The organism is Neisseria weixii (assembly GCF_042658245.1).
GTDB lineage: Bacteria > Pseudomonadota > Gammaproteobacteria > Burkholderiales > Neisseriaceae > Neisseria > Neisseria weixii.
The window spans coordinates 163,497-182,487 of record NZ_JBHSPY010000001.1 but is presented as its reverse complement, the minus strand read 5'-3'; the positions used below and the strand labels follow the sequence as shown (position 1 = coordinate 182,487).

24 protein-coding genes and 5 tRNA genes are annotated in these 18,991 nt (G+C 47.8%); 17 read left to right on the top strand and 12 right to left on the bottom strand.

Features of this window, described 5'->3' with window-relative positions; translation table 11 throughout:
* Positions 1 to 188 precede the first annotated feature (188 nt).
* Together ACFPVS_RS00950 and ACFPVS_RS00945 are read left to right on the top strand one after the other, a co-directional pair.
* Positions 189 to 539, top strand: a complete 351-nt coding sequence (locus tag ACFPVS_RS00950; RefSeq protein ID WP_378595158.1) for a hypothetical protein — start codon at positions 189 to 191, stop codon at positions 537 to 539.
* 1 nt (position 540) lies between these two features.
* The gene (locus ACFPVS_RS00945; RefSeq protein WP_378595156.1) at positions 541 to 912 is read left to right on the top strand and encodes a hypothetical protein; all 372 of its coding nucleotides are present in this window, start codon (positions 541 to 543) and stop codon (positions 910 to 912) included.
* Here ACFPVS_RS00945 and ACFPVS_RS00940 read toward each other — a convergent pair.
* A complete protein-coding gene (locus ACFPVS_RS00940) occupies positions 860 to 1,429 on the bottom strand; it encodes a plasmid fertility inhibition factor family protein (protein ID WP_096294861.1) in 570 nt (189 codons plus the stop codon). The genes ACFPVS_RS00945 and ACFPVS_RS00940 overlap by 53 nt on opposite strands.
* 144 nt (positions 1,430 to 1,573) lie before the next feature.
* Here ACFPVS_RS00940 and ACFPVS_RS00935 point away from each other — a divergent pair, with 144 nt between their 5' ends.
* From ACFPVS_RS00935 to ACFPVS_RS00885, 11 genes are all read left to right on the top strand, one after another.
* Positions 1,574 to 1,711, top strand: a complete 138-nt coding sequence (locus ACFPVS_RS00935) for a hypothetical protein (RefSeq protein WP_157742695.1) — start codon at positions 1,574 to 1,576, stop codon at positions 1,709 to 1,711.
* Between the two features lie 18 nt (positions 1,712 to 1,729).
* Entirely contained in the window at positions 1,730 to 1,906 is a 177-nt protein-coding gene (locus tag ACFPVS_RS00930) for a hypothetical protein (protein ID WP_198345335.1), read from the top strand.
* A 107-nt stretch (positions 1,907 to 2,013) separates the two neighbouring features.
* Positions 2,014 to 2,547 (top strand): TrbM/KikA/MpfK family conjugal transfer protein, encoded by a 534-nt coding sequence (locus tag ACFPVS_RS00925; RefSeq protein WP_096296084.1) that lies wholly within the window; start codon positions 2,014 to 2,016, stop codon positions 2,545 to 2,547.
* Between the two features lie 206 nt (positions 2,548 to 2,753).
* Positions 2,754 to 3,086, top strand: a complete 333-nt coding sequence (locus ACFPVS_RS00920) for a virulence factor (RefSeq protein ID WP_096294862.1) — start codon at positions 2,754 to 2,756, stop codon at positions 3,084 to 3,086.
* A 956-nt stretch (positions 3,087 to 4,042) separates the two neighbouring features.
* Positions 4,043 to 4,216, top strand: coding sequence for a hypothetical protein (locus ACFPVS_RS00915; RefSeq protein WP_157742696.1), 174 nt, complete (start codon positions 4,043 to 4,045; stop codon positions 4,214 to 4,216).
* Between the two features lie 197 nt (positions 4,217 to 4,413).
* On the top strand, positions 4,414 to 5,286 hold the full coding sequence (locus tag ACFPVS_RS00910; RefSeq protein ID WP_096294863.1) for an antA/AntB antirepressor family protein: 873 nt from the start codon (positions 4,414 to 4,416) through the stop codon (positions 5,284 to 5,286).
* 112 nt (positions 5,287 to 5,398) lie between these two features.
* Positions 5,399 to 6,178 (top strand): nucleotide-binding protein, encoded by a 780-nt coding sequence (locus tag ACFPVS_RS00905; RefSeq protein ID WP_157742697.1) that lies wholly within the window; start codon positions 5,399 to 5,401, stop codon positions 6,176 to 6,178.
* 1 nt (position 6,179) lies between these two features.
* Positions 6,180 to 6,617 (top strand): hypothetical protein, encoded by a 438-nt coding sequence (locus tag ACFPVS_RS00900; protein WP_096294864.1) that lies wholly within the window; start codon positions 6,180 to 6,182, stop codon positions 6,615 to 6,617.
* Positions 6,618 to 6,627: 10 nt separating this feature from the next.
* The gene (locus tag ACFPVS_RS00895; protein WP_096294865.1) at positions 6,628 to 6,888 is read left to right on the top strand and encodes a lipopolysaccharide heptosyltransferase; all 261 of its coding nucleotides are present in this window, start codon (positions 6,628 to 6,630) and stop codon (positions 6,886 to 6,888) included.
* Between the two features lie 3 nt (positions 6,889 to 6,891).
* Positions 6,892 to 7,227 (top strand): helix-turn-helix domain-containing protein, encoded by a 336-nt coding sequence (locus ACFPVS_RS00890; protein WP_096294866.1) that lies wholly within the window; start codon positions 6,892 to 6,894, stop codon positions 7,225 to 7,227.
* Positions 7,122 to 8,162 carry a tyrosine-type recombinase/integrase gene (locus ACFPVS_RS00885; protein WP_123804003.1) on the top strand — a complete coding sequence of 347 codons (1,041 nt, stop codon included), beginning with the start codon at positions 7,122 to 7,124 and terminating at the stop codon, positions 8,160 to 8,162. Before ACFPVS_RS00890 ends, ACFPVS_RS00885 begins: the two co-directional genes overlap by 106 nt.
* Positions 8,163 to 8,223: 61 nt before the next feature.
* Here ACFPVS_RS00885 and ACFPVS_RS00880 read toward each other — a convergent pair.
* The 10 genes from ACFPVS_RS00880 to ccoG form a co-directional block, all read right to left on the bottom strand.
* Positions 8,224 to 8,313 (bottom strand) — tRNA-Leu (locus ACFPVS_RS00880).
* Positions 8,314 to 8,344: 31 nt separating this feature from the next.
* A tRNA-Cys gene (locus ACFPVS_RS00875) sits at positions 8,345 to 8,418 on the bottom strand.
* A 40-nt stretch (positions 8,419 to 8,458) separates the two neighbouring features.
* Positions 8,459 to 8,534, bottom strand: a tRNA-Gly gene (locus ACFPVS_RS00870).
* A 17-nt stretch (positions 8,535 to 8,551) separates the two neighbouring features.
* Positions 8,552 to 8,627 (bottom strand) — tRNA-Gly (locus ACFPVS_RS00865).
* A gap of 17 nt (positions 8,628 to 8,644) precedes the next feature.
* Positions 8,645 to 8,720 (bottom strand) — tRNA-Gly (locus tag ACFPVS_RS00860).
* Between the two features lie 93 nt (positions 8,721 to 8,813).
* Positions 8,814 to 9,386 (bottom strand): CDP-diacylglycerol--glycerol-3-phosphate 3-phosphatidyltransferase, encoded by a 573-nt coding sequence (pgsA, locus tag ACFPVS_RS00855; protein ID WP_096294867.1) that lies wholly within the window; start codon positions 9,384 to 9,386, stop codon positions 8,814 to 8,816.
* Positions 9,387 to 9,511: 125 nt separating this feature from the next.
* Complete coding sequence (locus ACFPVS_RS00850) at positions 9,512 to 10,048, bottom strand: type IV secretion protein Rhs (protein ID WP_123803958.1); 537 nt, start codon at positions 10,046 to 10,048, stop codon at positions 9,512 to 9,514.
* Positions 10,041 to 10,583, bottom strand: a complete 543-nt coding sequence (locus ACFPVS_RS00845) for a DUF2062 domain-containing protein (RefSeq protein WP_123803959.1) — start codon at positions 10,581 to 10,583, stop codon at positions 10,041 to 10,043. The genes ACFPVS_RS00850 and ACFPVS_RS00845 overlap by 8 nt, the downstream gene beginning before the upstream one ends.
* A 159-nt stretch (positions 10,584 to 10,742) precedes the next feature.
* Entirely contained in the window at positions 10,743 to 11,294 is a 552-nt protein-coding gene (locus ACFPVS_RS00840; RefSeq protein WP_096294868.1) for a FixH family protein, read from the bottom strand.
* 1 nt (position 11,295) lies between these two features.
* Positions 11,296 to 12,825: a cytochrome c oxidase accessory protein CcoG gene (gene ccoG, locus ACFPVS_RS00835; RefSeq protein WP_096294869.1), complete on the bottom strand. Its 1,530-nt coding sequence runs from the start codon at positions 12,823 to 12,825 to the stop codon at positions 11,296 to 11,298.
* 234 nt (positions 12,826 to 13,059) lie between these two features.
* Here ccoG and ACFPVS_RS00830 point away from each other — a divergent pair, with 234 nt between their 5' ends.
* From ACFPVS_RS00830 to tkt, 3 genes are all read left to right on the top strand, one after another.
* A complete protein-coding gene (locus ACFPVS_RS00830; RefSeq protein WP_232507517.1) occupies positions 13,060 to 13,191 on the top strand; it encodes a GntR family transcriptional regulator in 132 nt (43 codons plus the stop codon).
* A gap of 31 nt (positions 13,192 to 13,222) precedes the next feature.
* A complete protein-coding gene (locus ACFPVS_RS00825) occupies positions 13,223 to 14,083 on the top strand; it encodes an aminotransferase class I/II-fold pyridoxal phosphate-dependent enzyme (RefSeq protein WP_232507518.1) in 861 nt (286 codons plus the stop codon).
* Positions 14,084 to 14,497: 414 nt separating this feature from the next.
* Positions 14,498 to 16,486 (top strand): transketolase, encoded by a 1,989-nt coding sequence (gene tkt / locus ACFPVS_RS00820; protein WP_096294870.1) that lies wholly within the window; start codon positions 14,498 to 14,500, stop codon positions 16,484 to 16,486.
* Between the two features lie 62 nt (positions 16,487 to 16,548).
* Here the strand turns inward: tkt and mutY are convergent, their stop codons facing one another.
* Positions 16,549 to 17,601 carry an A/G-specific adenine glycosylase gene (gene mutY, locus ACFPVS_RS00815; protein WP_123803961.1) on the bottom strand — a complete coding sequence of 351 codons (1,053 nt, stop codon included), beginning with the start codon at positions 17,599 to 17,601 and terminating at the stop codon, positions 16,549 to 16,551.
* Between the two features lie 183 nt (positions 17,602 to 17,784).
* On the opposite strand from mutY, the gene ACFPVS_RS00810 reads away from it, so the two are divergent.
* Positions 17,785 to 18,825, top strand: a complete 1,041-nt coding sequence (locus ACFPVS_RS00810) for a zinc-dependent alcohol dehydrogenase family protein (protein WP_096294872.1) — start codon at positions 17,785 to 17,787, stop codon at positions 18,823 to 18,825.
* The last annotated feature ends 166 nt before the right edge of the window (positions 18,826 to 18,991 follow it).

Genomic DNA, 18,991 nt, shown 5'->3' with positions numbered 1-18,991 from the left:
GCAGATGTAGGGCGGTAATGCCCTTTGCGCGTGTCCGGTAACACGCATTTTCAGACGGCCTCACACGCCGTCTTCGGTCTGTATCCAGACCCAAGCCCGTTTGATGAAGCGGGTTTCAGTATGGGTACGGTCATTATAGCACTAAGACTGCTGTAATAATGACAAAAGTTATTTTTAGGAAGGTTGAAATGGAAACCAAGTATTTTGTGTCTGACGACGGCAACCGTCATGGTTTGTTTGATTCGCTTGAACTGGCTGAGCATTATATCTTGAAGAAGAACGGCTGGACGGACAGCGAGATTGCCGAAAAATGGGCGTTCGTAAAAAAAGAAGCCCGAAAATACGGCGGAGACCCGTTTTCTTCTAATGGCCGTCATTCGTTGTGGTTTATCGACGAACTGAAACTTTCAGACGGCGTGATTATGGAAGTAGATGGGCAGTTGTTTGACGATTATGTCGAAAGTATTAGTGCCGAGCGCGGGACGGAAGAGTTTGCGGAAACGAAACGGCGGATGGTTGGGTATTATTTGGGAGGGTGAGATGGAAAATAACCGTGGGCAAAAGATACTGGTTCTGTCCGTATTACTTGCCCGGGAAGCATTTACCGTTATCAGAAATCTCGGCTTCGGGCGTGGCGGTTTGTACGATTCGGAAAACCGGCCTGTCAAGAATTTGGATATTTGCGATTTGCGGCAACGGCTGAATCCGGCAGGGCAATTGGCCGAAGCATTGCACAACCTGCCTACGGGTCGAAGTATGGACGATGTTGCCTTTACGGTACGGTGTATGGAGCGTTTTTTGCTGCTGAATCCGCAATATGCGGATGGACGTTACTATTTTAGGGCGTATTTGGACGAAATCAGGGCATTAGTTCCCGATATTGATGATTTAGTGTTTGGAAATGATGAGTGAGAAAGTCATGGCAGGCATAAATATTGCATCCGGTTCTGCCCGCAGCTTGCTGTAAGAGCATGGCATTCTGACGGGTTTTACTGAACACCGGTAAATATTCCGCTCCGTTGGCAAGTAGCCAAATGGTTCTTGTCAGGCTATCGGAGAAAACAATGCCTTTATCTTTATCAAAAGTTAACTCACTGATGACTGGAACGGGAGATTTTCTGCCTTGATTGAACAGAAATCCCGTATTCTGAAATTTTCTGTCTTTACACCACAATATTTCATTTCCTAAATGATAGTTTGGGTAGTCCTCATCATTTTTCGACATACGCCACGCATCGAGAAATAAGGTGGTGTCAAGCAGCAGGATATATCCGCTGTGGTAAGGGTAATCATGAAATGGCAGGAACATATATACTGTTCTGCTTTTAACCGGGATTTCAAAAATCAAAATGGGTTCGACTGGAGAACTGTTATTGAGTGTAAATTCGTATTTAATATCCCAATCAAGTTTTAATGGTTTAAGTTCCATGGGCATTTCCTGTTTCGTGGAAAGAGAAGATGTGGTAATCCAATCTTAACACAGGCAGCGGAATGCCCGCCTATGGCAAAGGCCGTCTGAAAGTGTGTGTTTCAGACGGCCTTTTCTTTACTCTTAAAACCGAAAGGAACCTTCATGCTGGAAAACTTTGAAAAACGCCTGTTGGCCGATTTTCTCGGCGAGCATTGGCAGATGTTTGTGGATTTTTGTGAAATGAACGGTAATGCCGGATACGCGGATACCATTGCCGACAAGTTGGAAAACCAATCCTGAATGTGGAAGGAGATTGAAATGTTTGCGAAAAAAAGCCGTCTGAAAAAATGTCGTGAACGTCTGCTCGGGCGTTACGGTTCGATGAAAGCCGCGTCCAAACAGGTGGATTTGCTGATGCGCGGCAATATGGATTTGTGTGTGAACATCGTGCAGGTCGGCCATCAATTTGAAGTCCGCACAATCGCGTGGCAATGAAAAAACCGCTTTGTTTCCAAAGCGGCTTTTTCTTAGGAGAAACGGATAATCTCGTAGGGGTACGGTGATTATCCTTTTTTTCGTCTATCAATGCAATGGGAGTGAATATGAAGAAGTGTTTACCTGCGGCGGCCGTGGCCGTTGCGCTGATGGCGGCTTTGCCGGCTCAGGCAGACGATCTGCTGACCGGCGATGTCCGTTTGGCTTGCGAAGCCATTCTGTGTTTGTCGTCAGGCGACAGGCCGTCTGAATGCACGGATTCGTTGCGCCGCTATTTCAGTATCAAACATAAACGGCTGCACAAAACCATTACCGCGCGTAAGAATTTTTTAAAGCTCTGTCCTACCTCTAATAATCAGGGCATGCCTGAATTGGTCAATGCCGTTGCTGAAGGAGCGGGCCGTTGCGACGCGAAGGAACTGAACCGCGTTATGCGTTATACGGTACAGGTTCGGCAATGTCCGCGTTATCACTATTCCCGTGACCGGGACAGTTGCCCGATTGTCAGCAAAACCTATATCCGTCCGTCTAAGCCGTCGTATTGCAAAGCCTACTTTGAGCATGGATGGACAACGGCCGGTGATGCCGTCCGCTATGTCGGCGAAGAGAAAAACGGCGGCAGATGGGTGGATGTGCGTTAAGTTCACTCCTGCTTCAACATTCGGCATAAAGTGTTAAAGCAGTTTTGGCAGCCTCAATCGGGGCTGCTTTTTTTACAAACGAAAGCGGCTTTTTCAGAAGCGGGTTATTGCCTGACAGAAAGAAACTTGTTACCATGAATGCGCTGTTCAATAGCAGCGCAGGCTTGGCGGCCTGTTTCTTTTATTGCTGATACAAGGCTTTTCACATGTATGCCATTACCTTTGACTTAGATACAAAAGAACTTGAAAAACGGTATCCTTCGGCTTCATGGCGGAAGGCATACGACGATATTGCCGACTTCTTAACCGACTACGGTTTTACTCGGCAACAAGGATCGGTCTATTTTGGCGACGATACCGTTGATGCCGTAACCTGTGTTACCGCAGTGCAAGATTTAAGTACAGAATATGCTTGGTTGGAAGAGTCGGTAAAAGACATCCGCATGCTCCGTATCGAAGAGCGCAATGACCTAATGCCTGCCATAAAAAAAAACCTTCGCCGTAAGCGCAATAAGACAAATCTCAAAATGGTTGGTTGAGAATTTCCCAAAACCGTCAGAAATGTTCGTACGGTTTCTAACTTAACAAACCATTACAAAACCCGTTTTCAGCCGAAAACGGTTTTTTTTATTGCCTGACCGAAAGAAACTTGCTACTATGAATACGCTGTTCAATAGCAGCGCAGGCTTGGCGGCCTGTTTCTTTCCAACGGCACACAATGCCGCTTTTGCGGTTTTTTGTTTGCAAATTCAATCCGTTTCAGTTTTCCCCAAATTCGGGGAAATCCCTACGGGGCGAGCTAGGCAGGACACCGCAAGGTGTGCTGCGACCGTTGGAGCAGTCCGCCAACCTGCCTAGTTTCCGCCCCTCCCAGCTTGGCGGCTGGAGACGGAAGTTTAAAATCCAACGGAGCAAACAAAATGAATTCAAAAAACCTCATTCCCGTATTCAACGGCAAAATTTCCGACTCCGAAACCCTACTTTGCGATGCGCGCAAACTGCATAAGTTTTTGCAGGTCACAAGGCCGTCTGAAACTGTTTCAAAATCAAACCCGCTTTAATTAAGGCGGGTTTGGTTTTGGTAACATGGAAAAACCATTGACAAACCGCCGCAGAACAGGCACGATGACCGCACTATTTCGTTCTAGCGGTTCATATCGCACCCGTCAGTTGCGGCTTTTTACGCCTGAAATTTCTGTTTCAGGCCGCCATCTTGCAATGACGGGTCCAGAGAGCCTAATACAATACCCGCAAGGGGAATAAGTTCCGCCGTCTAGAACCGGTAGTTGAAGCCCGCCCACCTAAAATCCGCGATTTGCGGTTTTTTTATTGCCTGACAGAAAGAAACTTGCTACTATGAATGCGCTGTTCAATAGCAGCGCAGGCTTGGCGGCCTGTTTCTCTCGTATCAGGCACACAATGCCGCTTTTGCGGTTTTTTGTTTGCATAACGCGCCCCTATGGGCAGGCGCGTGTAGGAAGCCGCAAGGCTTGCCGTGTCTGATACCACGGTCCGCCAACCCGCACGTTTCTTGCCCACCTCAGGCCGTCTGAAACTGTTTCAAAACCAAACCCGCTTTAATCAAGGCGGGTTTGGTTTTGGTAACACGGAAAAACCATTGACAAACCGCCGCAAAACAGGCACGATAGCCGCACTACTAAAACGTTAGCGGTTCATTCGCACCCGTCAGTTGCGGCTTTTTTATGCCTGAAATTTCCGTTTCAGGCCGCCATCTTGCAATGGCGGGTTGAGAGAGCCTAATACAATACCCGCAAGGGGAATAAGTTCCGCCGTCTAACGTCGGTAGTTGAAGCCCGCCCACCCACTAAGTGGGCAATTTGAAACTAAAACGTTAGGAGTTCAGCAATGAACAATCAAAACCTCATTCCCGTATTCAGCGGCAAACTTTCCGATTCCGAAACCTTGCTTTGCGATGCGCGCAAACTGCACGGATTTTTGCAGGTATCCAGTCGTTTTAACGACTGGATTAAAAACCGTATTAACGAGTACGGATTTCAGGAAAATCAAGACTTTTTGAGTTTTACTAAAAATTCAGTAAAACCCAAAGGAGGCAGAGCGGCAACCGAATACCACATCACGCTGGACATGGCCAAAGAACTGGCGATGGTCGAGCGCAACGAACAAGGCCGCGCCGCACGCCGCTATTTCATCGAGTGCGAGAAAAAGCTGCATCAAGCGCAAAGGCCGTCTGAAAAGAAACGGCTCCCCGCCACAGTCAAACGCCGAATCCGCAACCGTGAAGACCTGTCGTTTACCCGACGGGACGGACAGGGACGGCTGATCAACTGGGTTCCGCCTGTCGATGAAAGGGGGCTGTACGATTGGGGCGAAGCCTACGCCGTCGGCGAAGCATGGTTTGACGAAGTTATCGAACTGGCCGGCAACAATCCCGAATCCGCTTATCACGCGCTGTCGTTTTCGCCACGCTATATGTCGGAATATGCGCGTAATGTGGCCAGACAGGGTTTGGGCTTTATCGAAGGCTTCTTCGATAAAATGGCACGCTATACGCTGGCCGGTATTTTGGAACACCGCAACGGTGTGTCGTTTCCGTTTCAACGTACGATGAACCGCGCGGTAGATTTGGAGGTTTATTTGAAACAGGCTGCGCCGTTATCTGATGACGAATTGCGCTGGAGAGCATGGACGGAAAGCGAACATTGCCGATACAGATGTTATGAAAACAAATTGACCGAATTGTCGGAATTGGTCCGATAAGTACAGGCCGTCTGAAATTTTCAGACGGCTTTTTTTACAAACGAAAGCCTGTTCGGACGAGCAGGTTTCTTTTTGTGAAAAACATACGCAAACAAAACGAAAGGTTTATGCTATGAAAGAAGTCCATTTCATCGTGCAAGGTAAAGGCGGTGTCGGTAAGTCGCTGTCTTCAACGATTCTTGCCCAGTATTTGAAAGCCAAAGCCGCTAATGATACTGTCCATTGCTTTGACACCGATCCTGTCAATAAGACGTTTAGCCGCTTTAAGGAACTCAAGCCCGAAATGGTTAAGATTCTGACGGAAAACAATACCATCAACACCCGTGTGTTTGACGGGCTGATGGAAAAAATCATCAATGAAAAAGGTATCGGTGTGGTGGATAACGGCGCGGCTACATTTGTGCCGCTGATGTCGTACATCGCAGAAAACCATGTTGACGAGTTGCTGAAAGAAGAAAAAATACGCCTGGTACTGCATGTGCCGGTAACGGGCGGGCAGGATTTGCGTGACTGTCTGTCCGGCCTGAAACAGACCGCCGAAGGGATTGATGCCGATATTGTGGTTTGGCTCAACGAATACAAAGGCGAAATCAAAGCACCGGACGGCAAAGGGTTCACGGAACTGCCTGTCTATCAGGAACATAAATCGAAAATTATCGGCATGATCAACTTGGGGCTGCGCAATCCCGATACCTACGGTAAAGACATCGAAGTGATGGTCAGCAACAGTTTGACTTTTGACGAGGCCATCCGGTCGTTCGGCATCATGGAGCGTCAACGCCTCAAAACCGTGCAACGTGAATTGTACGGACAACTGGACAAAATCCCGTTCTTGGCTACCGGGACGGAGCCGGCAAAAACCGTAGTAAAACCGAACGGACAAGAGGCGTGATATGGCTAAACAGGCAGATGTAGAAGCCATCATTAACGATGTATTCCGCGTTTCAGGCATCAAGTTGACGGCAGATGACCCCGTTATCGCTATTCTGTTGGTGCAGGAAGCCCGTCTGAAAGCCTTGTTTGAAGAGCAGCGTATCGGCATTCGGCACAGCTTGGCCGAGTACGCGGCGGAAATGGACGATGCGCTGAAAGAAACGGTGGCGGCGGCGAAAGAGTTAAAAACCTATCGGGAGCAGATTTTGGCAGACTTATTGGCCAAAAGCGACGGGCAGCTTCAAGATGCCGAAGGCCGTATTTATGCGGCCATGCAGCCGAAGATTGCGGCTCAGAACAAGGCGTTGGCAGACGAAATTGCCGCCAAGACGAACCGGTCTTGGCTGGCTGCTTTTTTGGTTTTCTGCTTGTTGAGCCTGTTACTGAAATTTATTTGAGAGGTTAGCCATGCTGATAGAAGAAAAGGCAGTTGTAGCTACGGTCAAAGTCAATCCGTCGTTTGTTCCGACGGAAGACCGGTTTCCGCACTACCGGCTGGTTCCGCTCGATACGGACAGGCAGGGTTATCTCTGCCTGATTTTCTATATCGGTCCGGACAGTTTCCTGATGTTGGAGCCGCGCATCAAACGGTATGCGGCTCTTAAAAAGTTGTCGTTATGGCTTGAAAACGCGGATTATGAGATTTACGAAATTATGCGAAAAGGGTAGCTTATGAAAAGTTATACCGCTGAAGAGGTTGCTGAGTATTGTAAATGCCATGTTGACACAATTCGCAGCTATATAAAGCAAGGACGCTTAAAGGCAAGTAAACCTGGGCGTGCTTATTGTATTACCCAAGCCGCACTTGACGATTTTATAATCACATTGGAGAATGTTCAGGTGCAGGCATCACTCGAAAGCAGGAGTGAAGAAAAATGCCTAACAATAAAAGCAATAGCGGAATCTACCAACGTAACGGTATCTGGTATATCGATTTTATCGCACCCAGCGGTAAAAGAGTTAGACGGTCTGCTCAAACAAAAGAAAAGCGTGAAGCGGAAGAATTGAGGGATAAACTCAAATATGAAGCATGGCGTATTTCTCAGCTAGGCGAAAAGCCTAAGCGGATTTGGGATGAAGCTGCCTTACGTTGGATTCAAGAAAAATCGCATAAAAAAACCATAGCGGACGATATGGCCAAAATTAACACCCTTACACAGCTGAGAGGTGTTTTTTTACATCATATCGACCGCGATTTGATACATAGCATAGTTGCGAAACTACCTTGTAAAAACAGTACCAAAAACCGATACCTTTCGCTAATACGTTCAATTCTCCGTGCTGCCGTCAATAAGTGGGAGTGGTTAGAGAAAGCCCCATATATTGAAGAGTATAAGGAGGATAATGGGCGTATTCGCTGGTTAAAACCTGAAGAGGCTCAACGATTGATAGATGTTGCGAAGCCACGATATTTTGCTGATCTAATCATTTTCAGCTTAAATACCGGACTTCGTCAGGCTAATGTCTTGGGATTGAAGTGGAATCAGGTTGATTTGGAAAGGAAGGTCTGTTGGTTTCATTCTGATGAAATGAAAGCTGGCCAGGCGTTAGGTGTTGCGCTAAACCAAACAGCAGTTTCGGTATTGGAACGTCAAATAGGAAGGCATGAAACTTTTGTTTTTGTGAATAAGCGAGGTAAGCCGATAACGGATATAAATAGCCGATATTGGAAAAGTTCGCTTGAGGAAGCAGGAATAGAAGATTTCACTTGGCATGATTTGCGCCATACTTGGGCAAGCTGGCTTGTTCAGCGTGGTGTTCCGCTAAGGGTACTTCAAGAAATGGGTGGTTGGAAGACACTTGCCATGGTTCAAAGATACTCTCATCTTTCGCCTGAGCATTTACATCAACACGCGCAAGTTCTGCATGACTTAGTCAACCATGTTGATACAGGAAATGTACTATTTGACACAGATAAGGCACAAAGCAAAAAGACAGCTTAAAAAAATAGGCTGCCCTCAATAAGGATTTAAATTCGTAAGTATCAGTAATTAAATGAATTATTGGTGCCCGGAGCCGGAATCGAACCGGCACGACCTGTTTAGGGTCGACGGATTTTAAGTCCGTTGTGTCTACCTATTTCACCACCCGGGCAATAGTTTTATCGGAATAAAACTATTGAAAGTGGAGGCGGGAGTCGGAATCGAACCGGCGTAGACGGATTTGCAATCCGCTGCATAACCACTTTGCTATCCCGCCATAATAAAAAAGTTGCTTTATTTCAAACAACTTTGTTATTTGGAGCGGGAAACGAGTCTCGAACTCGCGACCTCAACCTTGGCAAGGTTGCGCTCTACCAACTGAGCTATTCCCGCATTTAATTAAATTTGAATGGAGCGGGAAACGAGTCTCGAACTCGCGACCTCAACCTTGGCAAGGTTGCGCTCTACCAACTGAGCTATTCCCGCATTTAATTAAATTTGAATGGAGCGGGAAACGAGTCTCGAACTCGCGACCTCAACCTTGGCAAGGTTGCGCTCTACCAACTGAGCTATTCCCGCTCAAATTTAATACTGATTGTTACACGCCGTAACAAGGAAGACGCTATTATTATGGATTTGATTCCAATCGTCAAGCTGTTTGCATCATTTTTTTCAACTTTTTTGCGCCATTTCTTTCCAAACCATTTTCAGGTAATAGAACATCGACCAAATCGTGAGCACGGATGCAATAAACATCAATATGTTACCAATCATGATTAAGTCGAAGCCGTGGAAATTAGGTAAGCCGATGAGCAGCAATAAGATGGCAGCCATTTGCGCGGTGGTTTTTAATTTGCCGATGGTGGCGACGGCCACGCTGTTGCGCCGTCCCATTTGTGCCATCCATTCGCGTAGTGCGGAAATGGTGATTTCGCGACCGATGATGATCATGGCGAAGATAACGTAAGTACGGTCAAGGCTAACGAGCAGCAGTAGGGCGACGGCAACCATGAGTTTGTCGGCAACAGGATCGAGAAATGCGCCGAAGTCGGAAGTTTGTTTCCACAGGCGTGCTAAAAAGCCGTCAAACCAGTCGGTAATAGCAGCCACGGCAAAGATAATGGCGGCTGTCCAGTTGACGGTTTGAGGATCTGCCCAGTTTTCCGGCAGATAAAAAAGTATGGTAAATACCGGAATGAGCAAAACGCGCATCCAGGTGAGAAAAATGGGAATATTCCAAGGCATTGGGGCGACCTTTTCGGTAGGCTGGTGGTTCGCTTGATATCAAGTTGGCTATTATAGCGAATTTCATCGGCTACCGATAATCTCTGAGGGTAAAAATTCCGGCACGAAGCTCTGCGCAGGGTAGGTTAGATGATGCTGAAGTTTCGGTAGTGAGGTAGTAATTGTCGCTGCAATGGGTTGTCTAAAAATGCATGTAAGGCCGTCTGAAAAGCGTGCAGGTGGTGGCTATGGGGATTATGCGGCAAATAGCGTGCGGCATAATAATGGGCGAGTAGGTCGGCCTGTTGTTCCATATTTAAGTCGCTGAAATGTTCGATGCCGTGTGGCGGAGGATAAACATAGGCTTTGCGGCGCACATAGCCGCCGACTGCCATCAGCAATATGCCGGCCCACCATGTTTTGAAACCGAGCTGATGCTGCCAAACATGGGTAAGTTCGTGAATGAGCCACATTTGATAGCTGTGGCCGGCCAGCGCGAAATCAGCAGGGCAGTTTTGGCGTGGGAAGTAAACGTTGCCGTTGGGGGCAATGGCCACATTGATATCGGGTAGATAGGGAATGCCGCGATAGATTTTGACGCGGGCATAATCAATGCCGTCTGAAAAAACACGGCGTGCCAATTCGACTTCGTTTGCCGTCAAGCGTCGCCAATGTTTACTCACGCGCTTCCTTTCGTTTGCGCCAATGATATTGGGTGCGCAATCGCCAGCCGACCAATACGGCGACGTAGCCGATTACGGCCAAAATAGAACCCAAAACCGGTACGCCGACTAACAAAGGTTTGCCCGCGCCCAACAGCCAAGTACCAAGCTCGCTGAAAAAATGTGTATCCGACCAGCTTGGGAATTCCAGCGAGTCTGCTGCTTCCACACCCAAAATCAGCGAGCCGATTTTATAGGCGGTGTAGTAGAGCGGCATATAGGTAATAGGGTTGGTGTAAAGCGTGCTGAACACGGCCACCGGCAGGTTGGTACGCAAGAAATAGGCAACAATCAGTGCGCTCAGCATTTGGGTGGGGCCGGGCATTAAGCCGCAAAACATCCCGACCGCCACCGATACCGCAGCTTGACGGCGGTTGAGCGTCCAGAAATAGGGTTTGTCAAACAGTGGTGCAAAAGGCTTGCTCCAGCGCGATGAGAAAATCTGCTGGCGGTTGGGAAGTTTTTGGCGTAAACCGTTGGACTTGGGTTGGTTCATGGATGGGTGTTGGAGTGAAACATACGGCGTAATATGGTGGATTGTAGCTGAATTTTAAAGAGAAGGCCGTTTGAAAAAAATAAGCCTCGTTAAAGTTTGCCTAAATTACAGATGTTAAAAGGCCGTCTGAAAAAATTTTCTTTCAGACGGCCTTGAGTTTTACTGACCGTTATCCGTACCGAAGAGTTTATCCATCGGGGTCAGATTAATGGCATTACCTTGGCTGGTGATCCATTTGTTTTCCACGCGCCAGATACCGGCTGTGTCAGCTACACGCACATACCAGTGATTGGTGACAGGTAAAGGTTTGAATACGGCTTCGTATTCCATGCGGTCGGCAGCTCCGTTGCTTTCCACTGCTTTGAGCGTGATGGTCTGGTCTTCCGCTTTTTTGGCCGGATGCATCAATTGCAGTTGAACCGGCTGCTTAGTATCGAAATCGCCACTGACAAATACTTTGGCTTTATCCATATCCGGGCTGATCAATACCTGCGCCTGAATGTGGCGTTTGACTGCTTCTTCATCGCGATGCAATTCAATTCCGATGTGTTTGCCGTCTTTGTAGTAATCGTCGGATACCAAGTCGGTCATGTTTTGCTTGGCAACAAAAAACATGGATACGCTGGCAATCACCACAAAAATCGGGCCGACCATCAGAAACCACGGCCAGAAGTTTTTATACCAAGGTTGGACATTTTTTTTCTGTGGCACATTACTCTCCGATAAAGGTTGCTTCTTCTTCAATCACCACTTTATCCGAATCGGCTTTGCCTGATTCTTGGTAAACGAAGGTAAATTCAATAGGGTGGCTGCCTTTGTCGGCATATTCCGGAATGGTGGAGACTTGCACCGGAATCGTGATGGTTTCACGGGCAGGCAGTTTCAAGCCTTCTTCCGGTAAGCCGGTTAATGTGATTTCTTCGAAGCCTTTGACGCTTGCGGTCAAAACTTGGTCATATTCGCTGTTGTTGATGATGCGCAGATTATACGCATTTTCCAGCCAGCCTTGGTTGTTTTCACGAACCATTACGCCGCGGTCTTTCAAGATATCCACTTCAACCATTTTGCGGGTAGAAATACCGGTGATAAAGGCAATAATCACGACGGCCAATACTGCGCCGTAACCGGCTACGCGTGGGCGCTTCAAGCGTTTCTTGATGTCGGATTCAGGATACTCATGTTCCAATGCGCCTTCAGTGGTGTAACGGATCAGGCCGCGCGGATAGTTCATTTTATCCATGATTTCATCGCAGGCATCAATACAGGCGGCGCAACCGATACATTGGTATTGCAGACCGTCGCGGATGTCGATGCCGACCGGACATACCTGTACGCACATATTACAGTTGATACAGTCACCCAGCGGGGTTTCTTCGCGCGAAACACTTTTCTTACGCGCACCACGCGGCTCACCGCGTTCGTAATCGTAAGAAATAATCAGCGTGTCTTTGTCAAACATGGCGCTTTGGAAGCGGGCGTAAGGGCACATGTGCAGACACACTTTTTCACGCATGATGTGCGCCATGAAGAAGGTCATGAATCCGTAGAAGGCTGCGGCAAACATAGCCCCGCCGCCTGCCGAGCCGTTAAACAAAGCCGGTACAAATTCGCGAATCGGCGTGAACCAACCGGCAAAGGTAATGCCTGTCCAAGCGCAGAACAGGAAAATTAGCAGATATTTAGTCGTTTTAATACGGATTTTGGTGAAATTCCACGGCGATTTGTCCAGCTTCAGGCGTTTGTTGCGGTCGCCTTCGACTGAGTTGTCAATCCACAGCATAATTTCGGTATAAACTGTTTGTGGGCAAGAATAACCGCACCACAAGCGGCCGGCGATGGTTGTCCACCAAAACAGGCCGAAGGCGCAAATTATCAGCAATAATGCCAGGTAAATCAAGTCGCCCATGCCCAGAGACAAGCCGAAGATATAGAAATGGCGCTCGGGAATGTTAAACAATACCGCTTGGCGGTCAGACCAGTTAAACCATGGAATGATGTAAAATACGAATTGCGTGGCCAATACTGCGGCAATACGCAGTTTGGCAAAGCGGCCTTCGGCTTTTTTCGGGTGAATACGTTCGCCCACCGGATGAATTTGAATCGCAGCCGATTTCGGTTTGGCAGGTGTCGGCGGCGCTGATTTTTCCGTTTTGGCTTGCGCTTGGCTGTATTGTTTAGGCTCGGCTTGCGGCTCGTTCACATGATGTTCGGCGGCCGGGGTTGGTTTTTCTTCGGCAGACATAGCTTGTTCCTTAATAAATATTAATATAATATTTTTTGATCATGGTGGTGTGTTTTGCAATCCATTTCAGACGGCCTAGGCAATCTGAAAAATGTTTGCAGCGGGAACTTTGTAATCATAACATTTTCTACTGCTCCTGCCGACCAAACTGCTTGCTGATATTTAGAAATTCATCTAATGTTTTTTGAACTGATACAAAAAATGTTTTTTGAACTGATACAAAAAAAGATTTGTATGAATCAATTGAAGCCTAAAGGCAATACCGCTGCCAATATTGCTCAATCCATTGAACAGCTTATCCGCCGCAAAGTGTGGTCTGAAGGCTACCGTTTGCCGACGGTGCGCAGTTTAGCTGATAGGTGTTAATCCCAATACGGTATCAGCCGCTTATAAACAATTGCGTGAAGCCGGCATCATCCATACCGATGGCAGCTGCGGCAGTTTTGTACCGCATAAAACTGAAATTCTTCACAGCGAAACCGCTGTTCCGCGGGGTTTGGTCGATTTGGCTTCGGGCAATGTCGATCGCCGCTTGTTGCCGCTGACGCCGGAATTGTTCGATCATTACAGCTTGAATGCCGATATGGGTAATTATGGCGACCATCCTGAATTGATGAAATTTTTAAAAAAATGGTTGGCCGAATATATCGGCATTGAGAGCGAATTGATGTTGCTTTCTAGCAGCTTGGATATTATCGAGCGTATTCTCATGCAACGCTGCATCAGCGGCAGTAAAGTCTTGATTGGAGATCCATGCTGGCCGCCGCTGCCTGCGTTGTTGGCTACTTTACGGTTAGAAGCCGTGTCTTTACGGATGGATGATGAGAGGGCGGTGATACCTGAGCCATTGATCAATGATTTTTCTGTGGTGATTCTCACGCCGCGGGCGCATAGCCCGACCGGTATTAATTACAGCCGCGCGCGTTGGCAGCAATGGCAGGCATTTTTGAATCAGCGTGCTGCCTTGCTGATTGTCGATGACCATTGGGCGGCTTTAAGCCAGCAGCCTTTTCACGGCATGCAAGGTTTTGAAGGTGAATGGATATACACCACGTCTACCAGCAAATTTCTGGGCACCGATGCACGCATAGCGATTGCGGCCGGCAACAGCAATATCCTGCATGCCATGAAAAAGCGTTTCACCTTGGGGTCGCGTTGGATCAGCAAAATCCTGCAACATTTGACTTGGCAACTGTGGCGGCAGCTGGAAGGGGAGGCTATGTATAAAATTTCAGAAAACTATCGCATCCGCCGTTAAACCTTGTTTGCATGTTTGAATCAACACGGCATTTTTCTCTTGGGCAAAAATGGTGAAGGTTTCCATATTTGGCTGCCGGTGGTCAATGAAGTGCAGGTGATTCAGTTTTTGGCAGCAAAGGGCTGGGCGGTGCAAAGTTGTGCAGCATTTCACTTTGGTAAAAGCGGTTCGGTGCGCATTAGTTCAGCAATCTCGATTTGGCGGATTGCGCACGTTTGGCCGACGATATTGCCTCTACACTCAATGCAGACCGTAAAACCATATATTGAGTGTAGAGGCCGTCTGAAAATTTTCTGCATGGTTTTCAGACGGCCTTTGGTTTTGTCGCAATACTGTGCTTGAAAGCCCTGGAAAATAAAGCGATAATTCAAACCGTTTCCCCACATTCACATCTTTAAAAGAAAGAAGGTACTGATGTCACAACTGGCAAACGCAATCCGCTTCCTTTCCGCAGACGCGGTACAAAAAGCCAACTCCGGCCATCCGGGTGCGCCGATGGGCATGGCTGAAATGGCCGAAGTTTTGTGGACGCAATATCTCAACCACAATCCCGCCAATCCGAAATTCTACAACCGTGACCGCTTTGTGTTGTCTAACGGTCACGCGTCGATGATTTTATACAGCCTGTTGCACCTGACCGGTTACGATGTTTCTATTGAAGATTTGAAAAACTTCCGCCAGCTTCACAGTAAAACCCCCGGTCACCCGGAATACGGCTACACCGATGGTGTGGAAACCACTACCGGTCCGTTGGGTCAAGGTATTGCCAATGCAGTCGGCATGGCTTTGGCGGAGAAAATCTTGGCATCCGAGTTTAATAAAGACGGTTTGGAGATCGTCGATCACTACACCTACGTGTTCTTGGGCGACGGCTGCTTGATGGAAGGCGTATCTCACGAAGCCTGCTCTTTGGCCGGTACTTTGGGCTTGGGCAAATTGATTGTTTTGTATGATGACAACAATATCTCCATCGACGGTAAAGTAGACGGCTGGTTTACCGAAGATATTCCGCAACGTTTTGCAAGCTACGGCTGGCATGTTGTCCCGAATGTCAACGGTCACGATACCGCTGCGATTCAGACGGCCATTGACGCTGCACGCGCTCAAACAGATAAGCCTTCTATCATCTGCTGCAAAACCTTAATCGGTAAAGGTGCCGCAACCAAAGAAGGCAGCCACAAAACCCACGGTGCACCATTGGGCGCAGAAGAAATCGAAGCCACGCGCAAACATTTGGGCTGGGCGTATGCCGCGTTTGAAGTGCCGCAAGAAATTTATGAAGGTTGGGATGCCAAAGAAAAAGGCGCCCAATTGGAGAACGAATGGAACAAACTGTTTGCTGAATACCAAAGCCGCTTCCCTGAAGAAGCTGCCGAATTCGTACGCCGCATGGAAAAAGAATTGCCGAAAGACTTCAACGCTTATGTTCAGACAGCCTTGAAAGAAGTGTGCGACAAAGCCGAAACCATCGCTACCCGCAAAGCCAGCCAAAACAGCATCGAAACTTTGGCCAAAGTATTGCCGGAATTTGTTGGTGGCTCGGCAGATTTGACTCCTTCTAACCTGACCGACTGGTCACACAGCAAAGCCGTTACTGCTCAAAACGGGGGCAATTATGTGCATTACGGCGTACGCGAGTTCGGCATGGCCGCCATCATGAACGGTATGGCACTGCACGGCGGCGTGAAACCTTTCGGCGCCACCTTCCTGATGTTCAGTGAATATCAACGCAACGCCTTGCGCATGGCGGCACTGATGAAAATCAACCCGGTTTTCGTGTTTACCCACGATTCCATCGGTTTGGGCGAAGACGGCCCGACACACCAACCGGTCGAGCAAACTGCCACCTTGCGCCTGATTCCGAACATGGACGTATGGCGCCCTTGCGACACCGCCGAATCGCTGGTGGCATGGGCAGAAGCAGTCAAAGCTGCCGATCACCCGAGCAGCCTGATTTTCAGCCGTCAAAACTTGAAGTTCCTGCAACGCAGCGATGAACAATTGAACAACATCCAACGCGGCGGCTATGTGATCAGCGAAGCACAAGGCGAGGCTAAAGCTGTGATCATCTCCACCGGTTCGGAAGTCGAATTGGCCTTGAATGCGCAAGCTGCTTTGGCTGAAGAAGGTATCGCCGTGCGCGTAGTGTCTATGCCGTCAACCAACGTGTTCGACCGCCAAGACGCCGCTTACCAAGCCGGCGTATTGCCGGCCAATCTGCCGCGCGTCGCAGTAGAAGCAGGCGTGACCGATGGTTGGTACAAATATGTCGGCTTAAACGGTAAAGTAGTCGGCCTCGACCGCTTCGGTGAATCAGCTCCGGCAAAATTGCTGTTTAAAGAGTTTGGCTTCACCACAGACAATGTGGTTGCAACCGTAAAATCTGTTTTGTCAGTAAAATAAGTTTGAACAAAGGCCGTCTGAAATATTTCAGACGGCCTTTTTATTGGGGTGAACCCGCAACATTAAAATAAGCTTTTTTGTGCTTGATTGAGATAATTCAATAAGGGTTTGGGTAAACCATAAGCGGCCAAATCTTCTTGTGCGACCCACAGGCCGTCTGAAATCTTTTCAGACGGCCTTTCGTCTGTGGTAAACGGGGTAATCATCAAAAGACGATGGGTCAGGCGGTGTGTGAACGCGGCTTCTTCATTGAGGCTGTCTAAATCGAGATTTAGGGCTTCTTGGGTGTATTGGTATAAGCCTGTTAAGTGTTCAAAACACGGCACACAATACAGGCCGCCCCAAATGCCTTTGGTCGGGCGTTTATGCAGTAGGATTTGATTATCCTGGTTGCGTACGATCAGCCAATACAAAGACAGGGTGTGTACCTCGACTGCTGCTTTTTTTCGCGGCAATTCAGTAATGCGGTTTTGCTTTTTAGCTTGGCAAATGTCGTTCATCGGGCATTCGTGGCAAAGTGGTTTGGTGCGTTTGCACACGGTTGCACCCAAATCCATCAAGCCTTGGATATAAGCGGGCATATCGTTGTTTTTAGGCGGCAACAGGCTTTCGGCAAGCTGCCAGAGCTGATTTTCAAATTTCTTGTTTTGCAGATTGCCGTCAAGTGCATATACGCGGCACAACACACGTTTGACGTTGCCGTCTAATATGGTTTCACGCTGATTGAATGCAAAGGCGGAAATGGCGGCGGCAGTACTGCGACCGACGCCGCATAGGGTTTCCAATTCGATTCGCGTTTGCGGAAATTCGCCGCCGAATTGTTTTACCACTTGCTGGGCAGCTTTGTGCAAATTACGTGCGCGGCTATAATAGCCTAAGCCTGCCCATAGTGATAAAACCTCATCTTCGGCAGCATTGGCCAAGCTTTCAACATCAGGAAAGCGGTTCAGAAAGCGTGGATAATAATCCAATACGGTGGCCACTTGCGTTTGCTGGAGCATGATTTCCGACAACCAAACGGTGTAGGGGTTTTGGGTCTGCCAAGGTAGATGATGGCGGCCGTGTTGGCGTTGCCATTGAATAAGGCGGTCTGAAAAAGTAGGGGGTTGGGGCATGGCTTCAGATTAAATCAGGAGGGTTTGCGTTGTATCAAAAATAGTTTAAAAACAGGGTGATATATTATAACATTTGGCAAAACTGAAATTGACTTTCATCAGTAGTAGGACTATAAATAAGGTATACTGTAATGTGAAGTTTCATCTTTTTTCGTTTCATCAAACAATAAAAGGAGCTGTACTATGAAAGCTATGGTGTACCACGGAGCGAACGATATCCGTTTTGAAGAAAAGCCGCGCCCTGAAATTATCGACCCGACCGATGCGGTAGTAAAAATCGTTAAAACCACAATTTGTGGTACTGACTTAGGCATTTGGAAAGGTAAAAATCCGGAAGTTGCCGATGGCCGCATTCTCGGTCATGAAGGTGTAGGTATTGTAGAGGAAGTAGGTTCGGCTGTAAAAAATATCAAGGCAGGCGACAAGGTTATCATTTCTTGCGTAAGCAAATGTTGTACTTGCGACAACTGTAAAAAACAACTCTATTCACACTGTCGTAATGGTGGCTGGATTTTGGGCTACATGATTGACGGCACACAAGCCCAATACGTGCGCACGCCTTATGCCGACAACAGCTTGATTCCGTTGCCTGATTCGGTAAATGATGAAGTGGCTTTGTTGTTGAGTGACGCCCTGCCGACCGCACATGAAATCGGTGTGCAATATGGCGATGTAAAGCCGGGTGATACCGTATTTATCGCCGGTGCCGGTCCTGTGGGTATGTCGGCTTTGTTGACCGCACAGCTTTACAGTCCTGCAGTATTGATTGTTTGCGACATGGACGAAAACCGTCTGAAAATGGCAAAAGAGTTGGGGGCGACCCATTTAATTAATCCAAGCTCTGGTAATGTGGAAAAACAAGTATTCGATATTGTTGGTAAGGACGGCGTAGACTGCGCGATTGAAGCAGTCGGCATTCCGGCTACTTGGGACATGTGTCAAGAAATCGTGAAACCGGGCGGCCATATCGCGGTAGTTGGTGTACACGGTCAGCCGGTTGATTTCAAACTGGAAAAACTGTGGATCAAAAACCTTGCCATTACCACCGGTTTGGTGAACACCAATACCACCGAAATGCTGCTGAAAGCGATTTCGACCAGCTCGGTAGATTATACCAAAATGATTACCCATCGCTTTAAATTCAGTGAATTGGAAGAAGCGTATCATGTGTTCAAACATGCATCTGAAAATCAAGCCATGAAAGTGGTGTTGATTGCGGATTAATTAGTCAGGATGTGATTTACATCACGCTACTGTTTGGAAGAAGCCGTCTGAAACATATGTTTCAGATGGCTTTGTGATTTTATGCTTTAAGCTCCCGCTACTGATTGATTAATGACAATTAAACTAAAAGGCCGTCTGAAAGGAAATACTTTCAGACGGCCTTTGA

Bases quoted from the DNA above. Each gene is read 5' to 3' on its own strand.
- ACFPVS_RS00930 (WP_198345335.1), top strand. From the start codon at position 1,730: ATGTTTGCGAAAAAAAGCCGTCTGAAAAAATGTCGTGAACGTCTGCTC.
- ACFPVS_RS00935 (WP_157742695.1), top strand. From the start codon at position 1,574: ATGCTGGAAAACTTTGAAAAACGCCTGTTGGCCGATTTTCTCGGCGAG.
- ACFPVS_RS00940 (WP_096294861.1), bottom strand. From the start codon at position 1,429: ATGGAACTTAAACCATTAAAACTTGATTGGGATATTAAATACGAATTT.
- ACFPVS_RS00950 (WP_378595158.1), top strand. From the start codon at position 189: ATGGAAACCAAGTATTTTGTGTCTGACGACGGCAACCGTCATGGTTTG.
- pgsA (WP_096294867.1), bottom strand. From the start codon at position 9,386: ATGCCTTGGAATATTCCCATTTTTCTCACCTGGATGCGCGTTTTGCTC.
- ACFPVS_RS00900 (WP_096294864.1), top strand. From the start codon at position 6,180: ATGGCTAAACAGGCAGATGTAGAAGCCATCATTAACGATGTATTCCGC.
- ACFPVS_RS00920 (WP_096294862.1), top strand. From the start codon at position 2,754: ATGTATGCCATTACCTTTGACTTAGATACAAAAGAACTTGAAAAACGG.
- ACFPVS_RS00910 (WP_096294863.1), top strand. From the start codon at position 4,414: ATGAACAATCAAAACCTCATTCCCGTATTCAGCGGCAAACTTTCCGAT.
- ACFPVS_RS00895 (WP_096294865.1), top strand. From the start codon at position 6,628: ATGCTGATAGAAGAAAAGGCAGTTGTAGCTACGGTCAAAGTCAATCCG.
- ACFPVS_RS00845 (WP_123803959.1), bottom strand. From the start codon at position 10,583: ATGAACCAACCCAAGTCCAACGGTTTACGCCAAAAACTTCCCAACCGC.
- ccoG (WP_096294869.1), bottom strand. From the start codon at position 12,825: ATGTCTGCCGAAGAAAAACCAACCCCGGCCGCCGAACATCATGTGAAC.
- ACFPVS_RS00905 (WP_157742697.1), top strand. From the start codon at position 5,399: ATGAAAGAAGTCCATTTCATCGTGCAAGGTAAAGGCGGTGTCGGTAAG.
- tkt (WP_096294870.1), top strand. From the start codon at position 14,498: ATGTCACAACTGGCAAACGCAATCCGCTTCCTTTCCGCAGACGCGGTA.
- ACFPVS_RS00890 (WP_096294866.1), top strand. From the start codon at position 6,892: ATGAAAAGTTATACCGCTGAAGAGGTTGCTGAGTATTGTAAATGCCAT.
- ACFPVS_RS00830 (WP_232507517.1), top strand. From the start codon at position 13,060: ATGAATCAATTGAAGCCTAAAGGCAATACCGCTGCCAATATTGCTCAA.
- mutY (WP_123803961.1), bottom strand. From the start codon at position 17,601: ATGCCCCAACCCCCTACTTTTTCAGACCGCCTTATTCAATGGCAACGC.
- ACFPVS_RS00810 (WP_096294872.1), top strand. From the start codon at position 17,785: ATGAAAGCTATGGTGTACCACGGAGCGAACGATATCCGTTTTGAAGAA.
- ACFPVS_RS00925 (WP_096296084.1), top strand. From the start codon at position 2,014: ATGAAGAAGTGTTTACCTGCGGCGGCCGTGGCCGTTGCGCTGATGGCG.
- ACFPVS_RS00945 (WP_378595156.1), top strand. From the start codon at position 541: ATGGAAAATAACCGTGGGCAAAAGATACTGGTTCTGTCCGTATTACTT.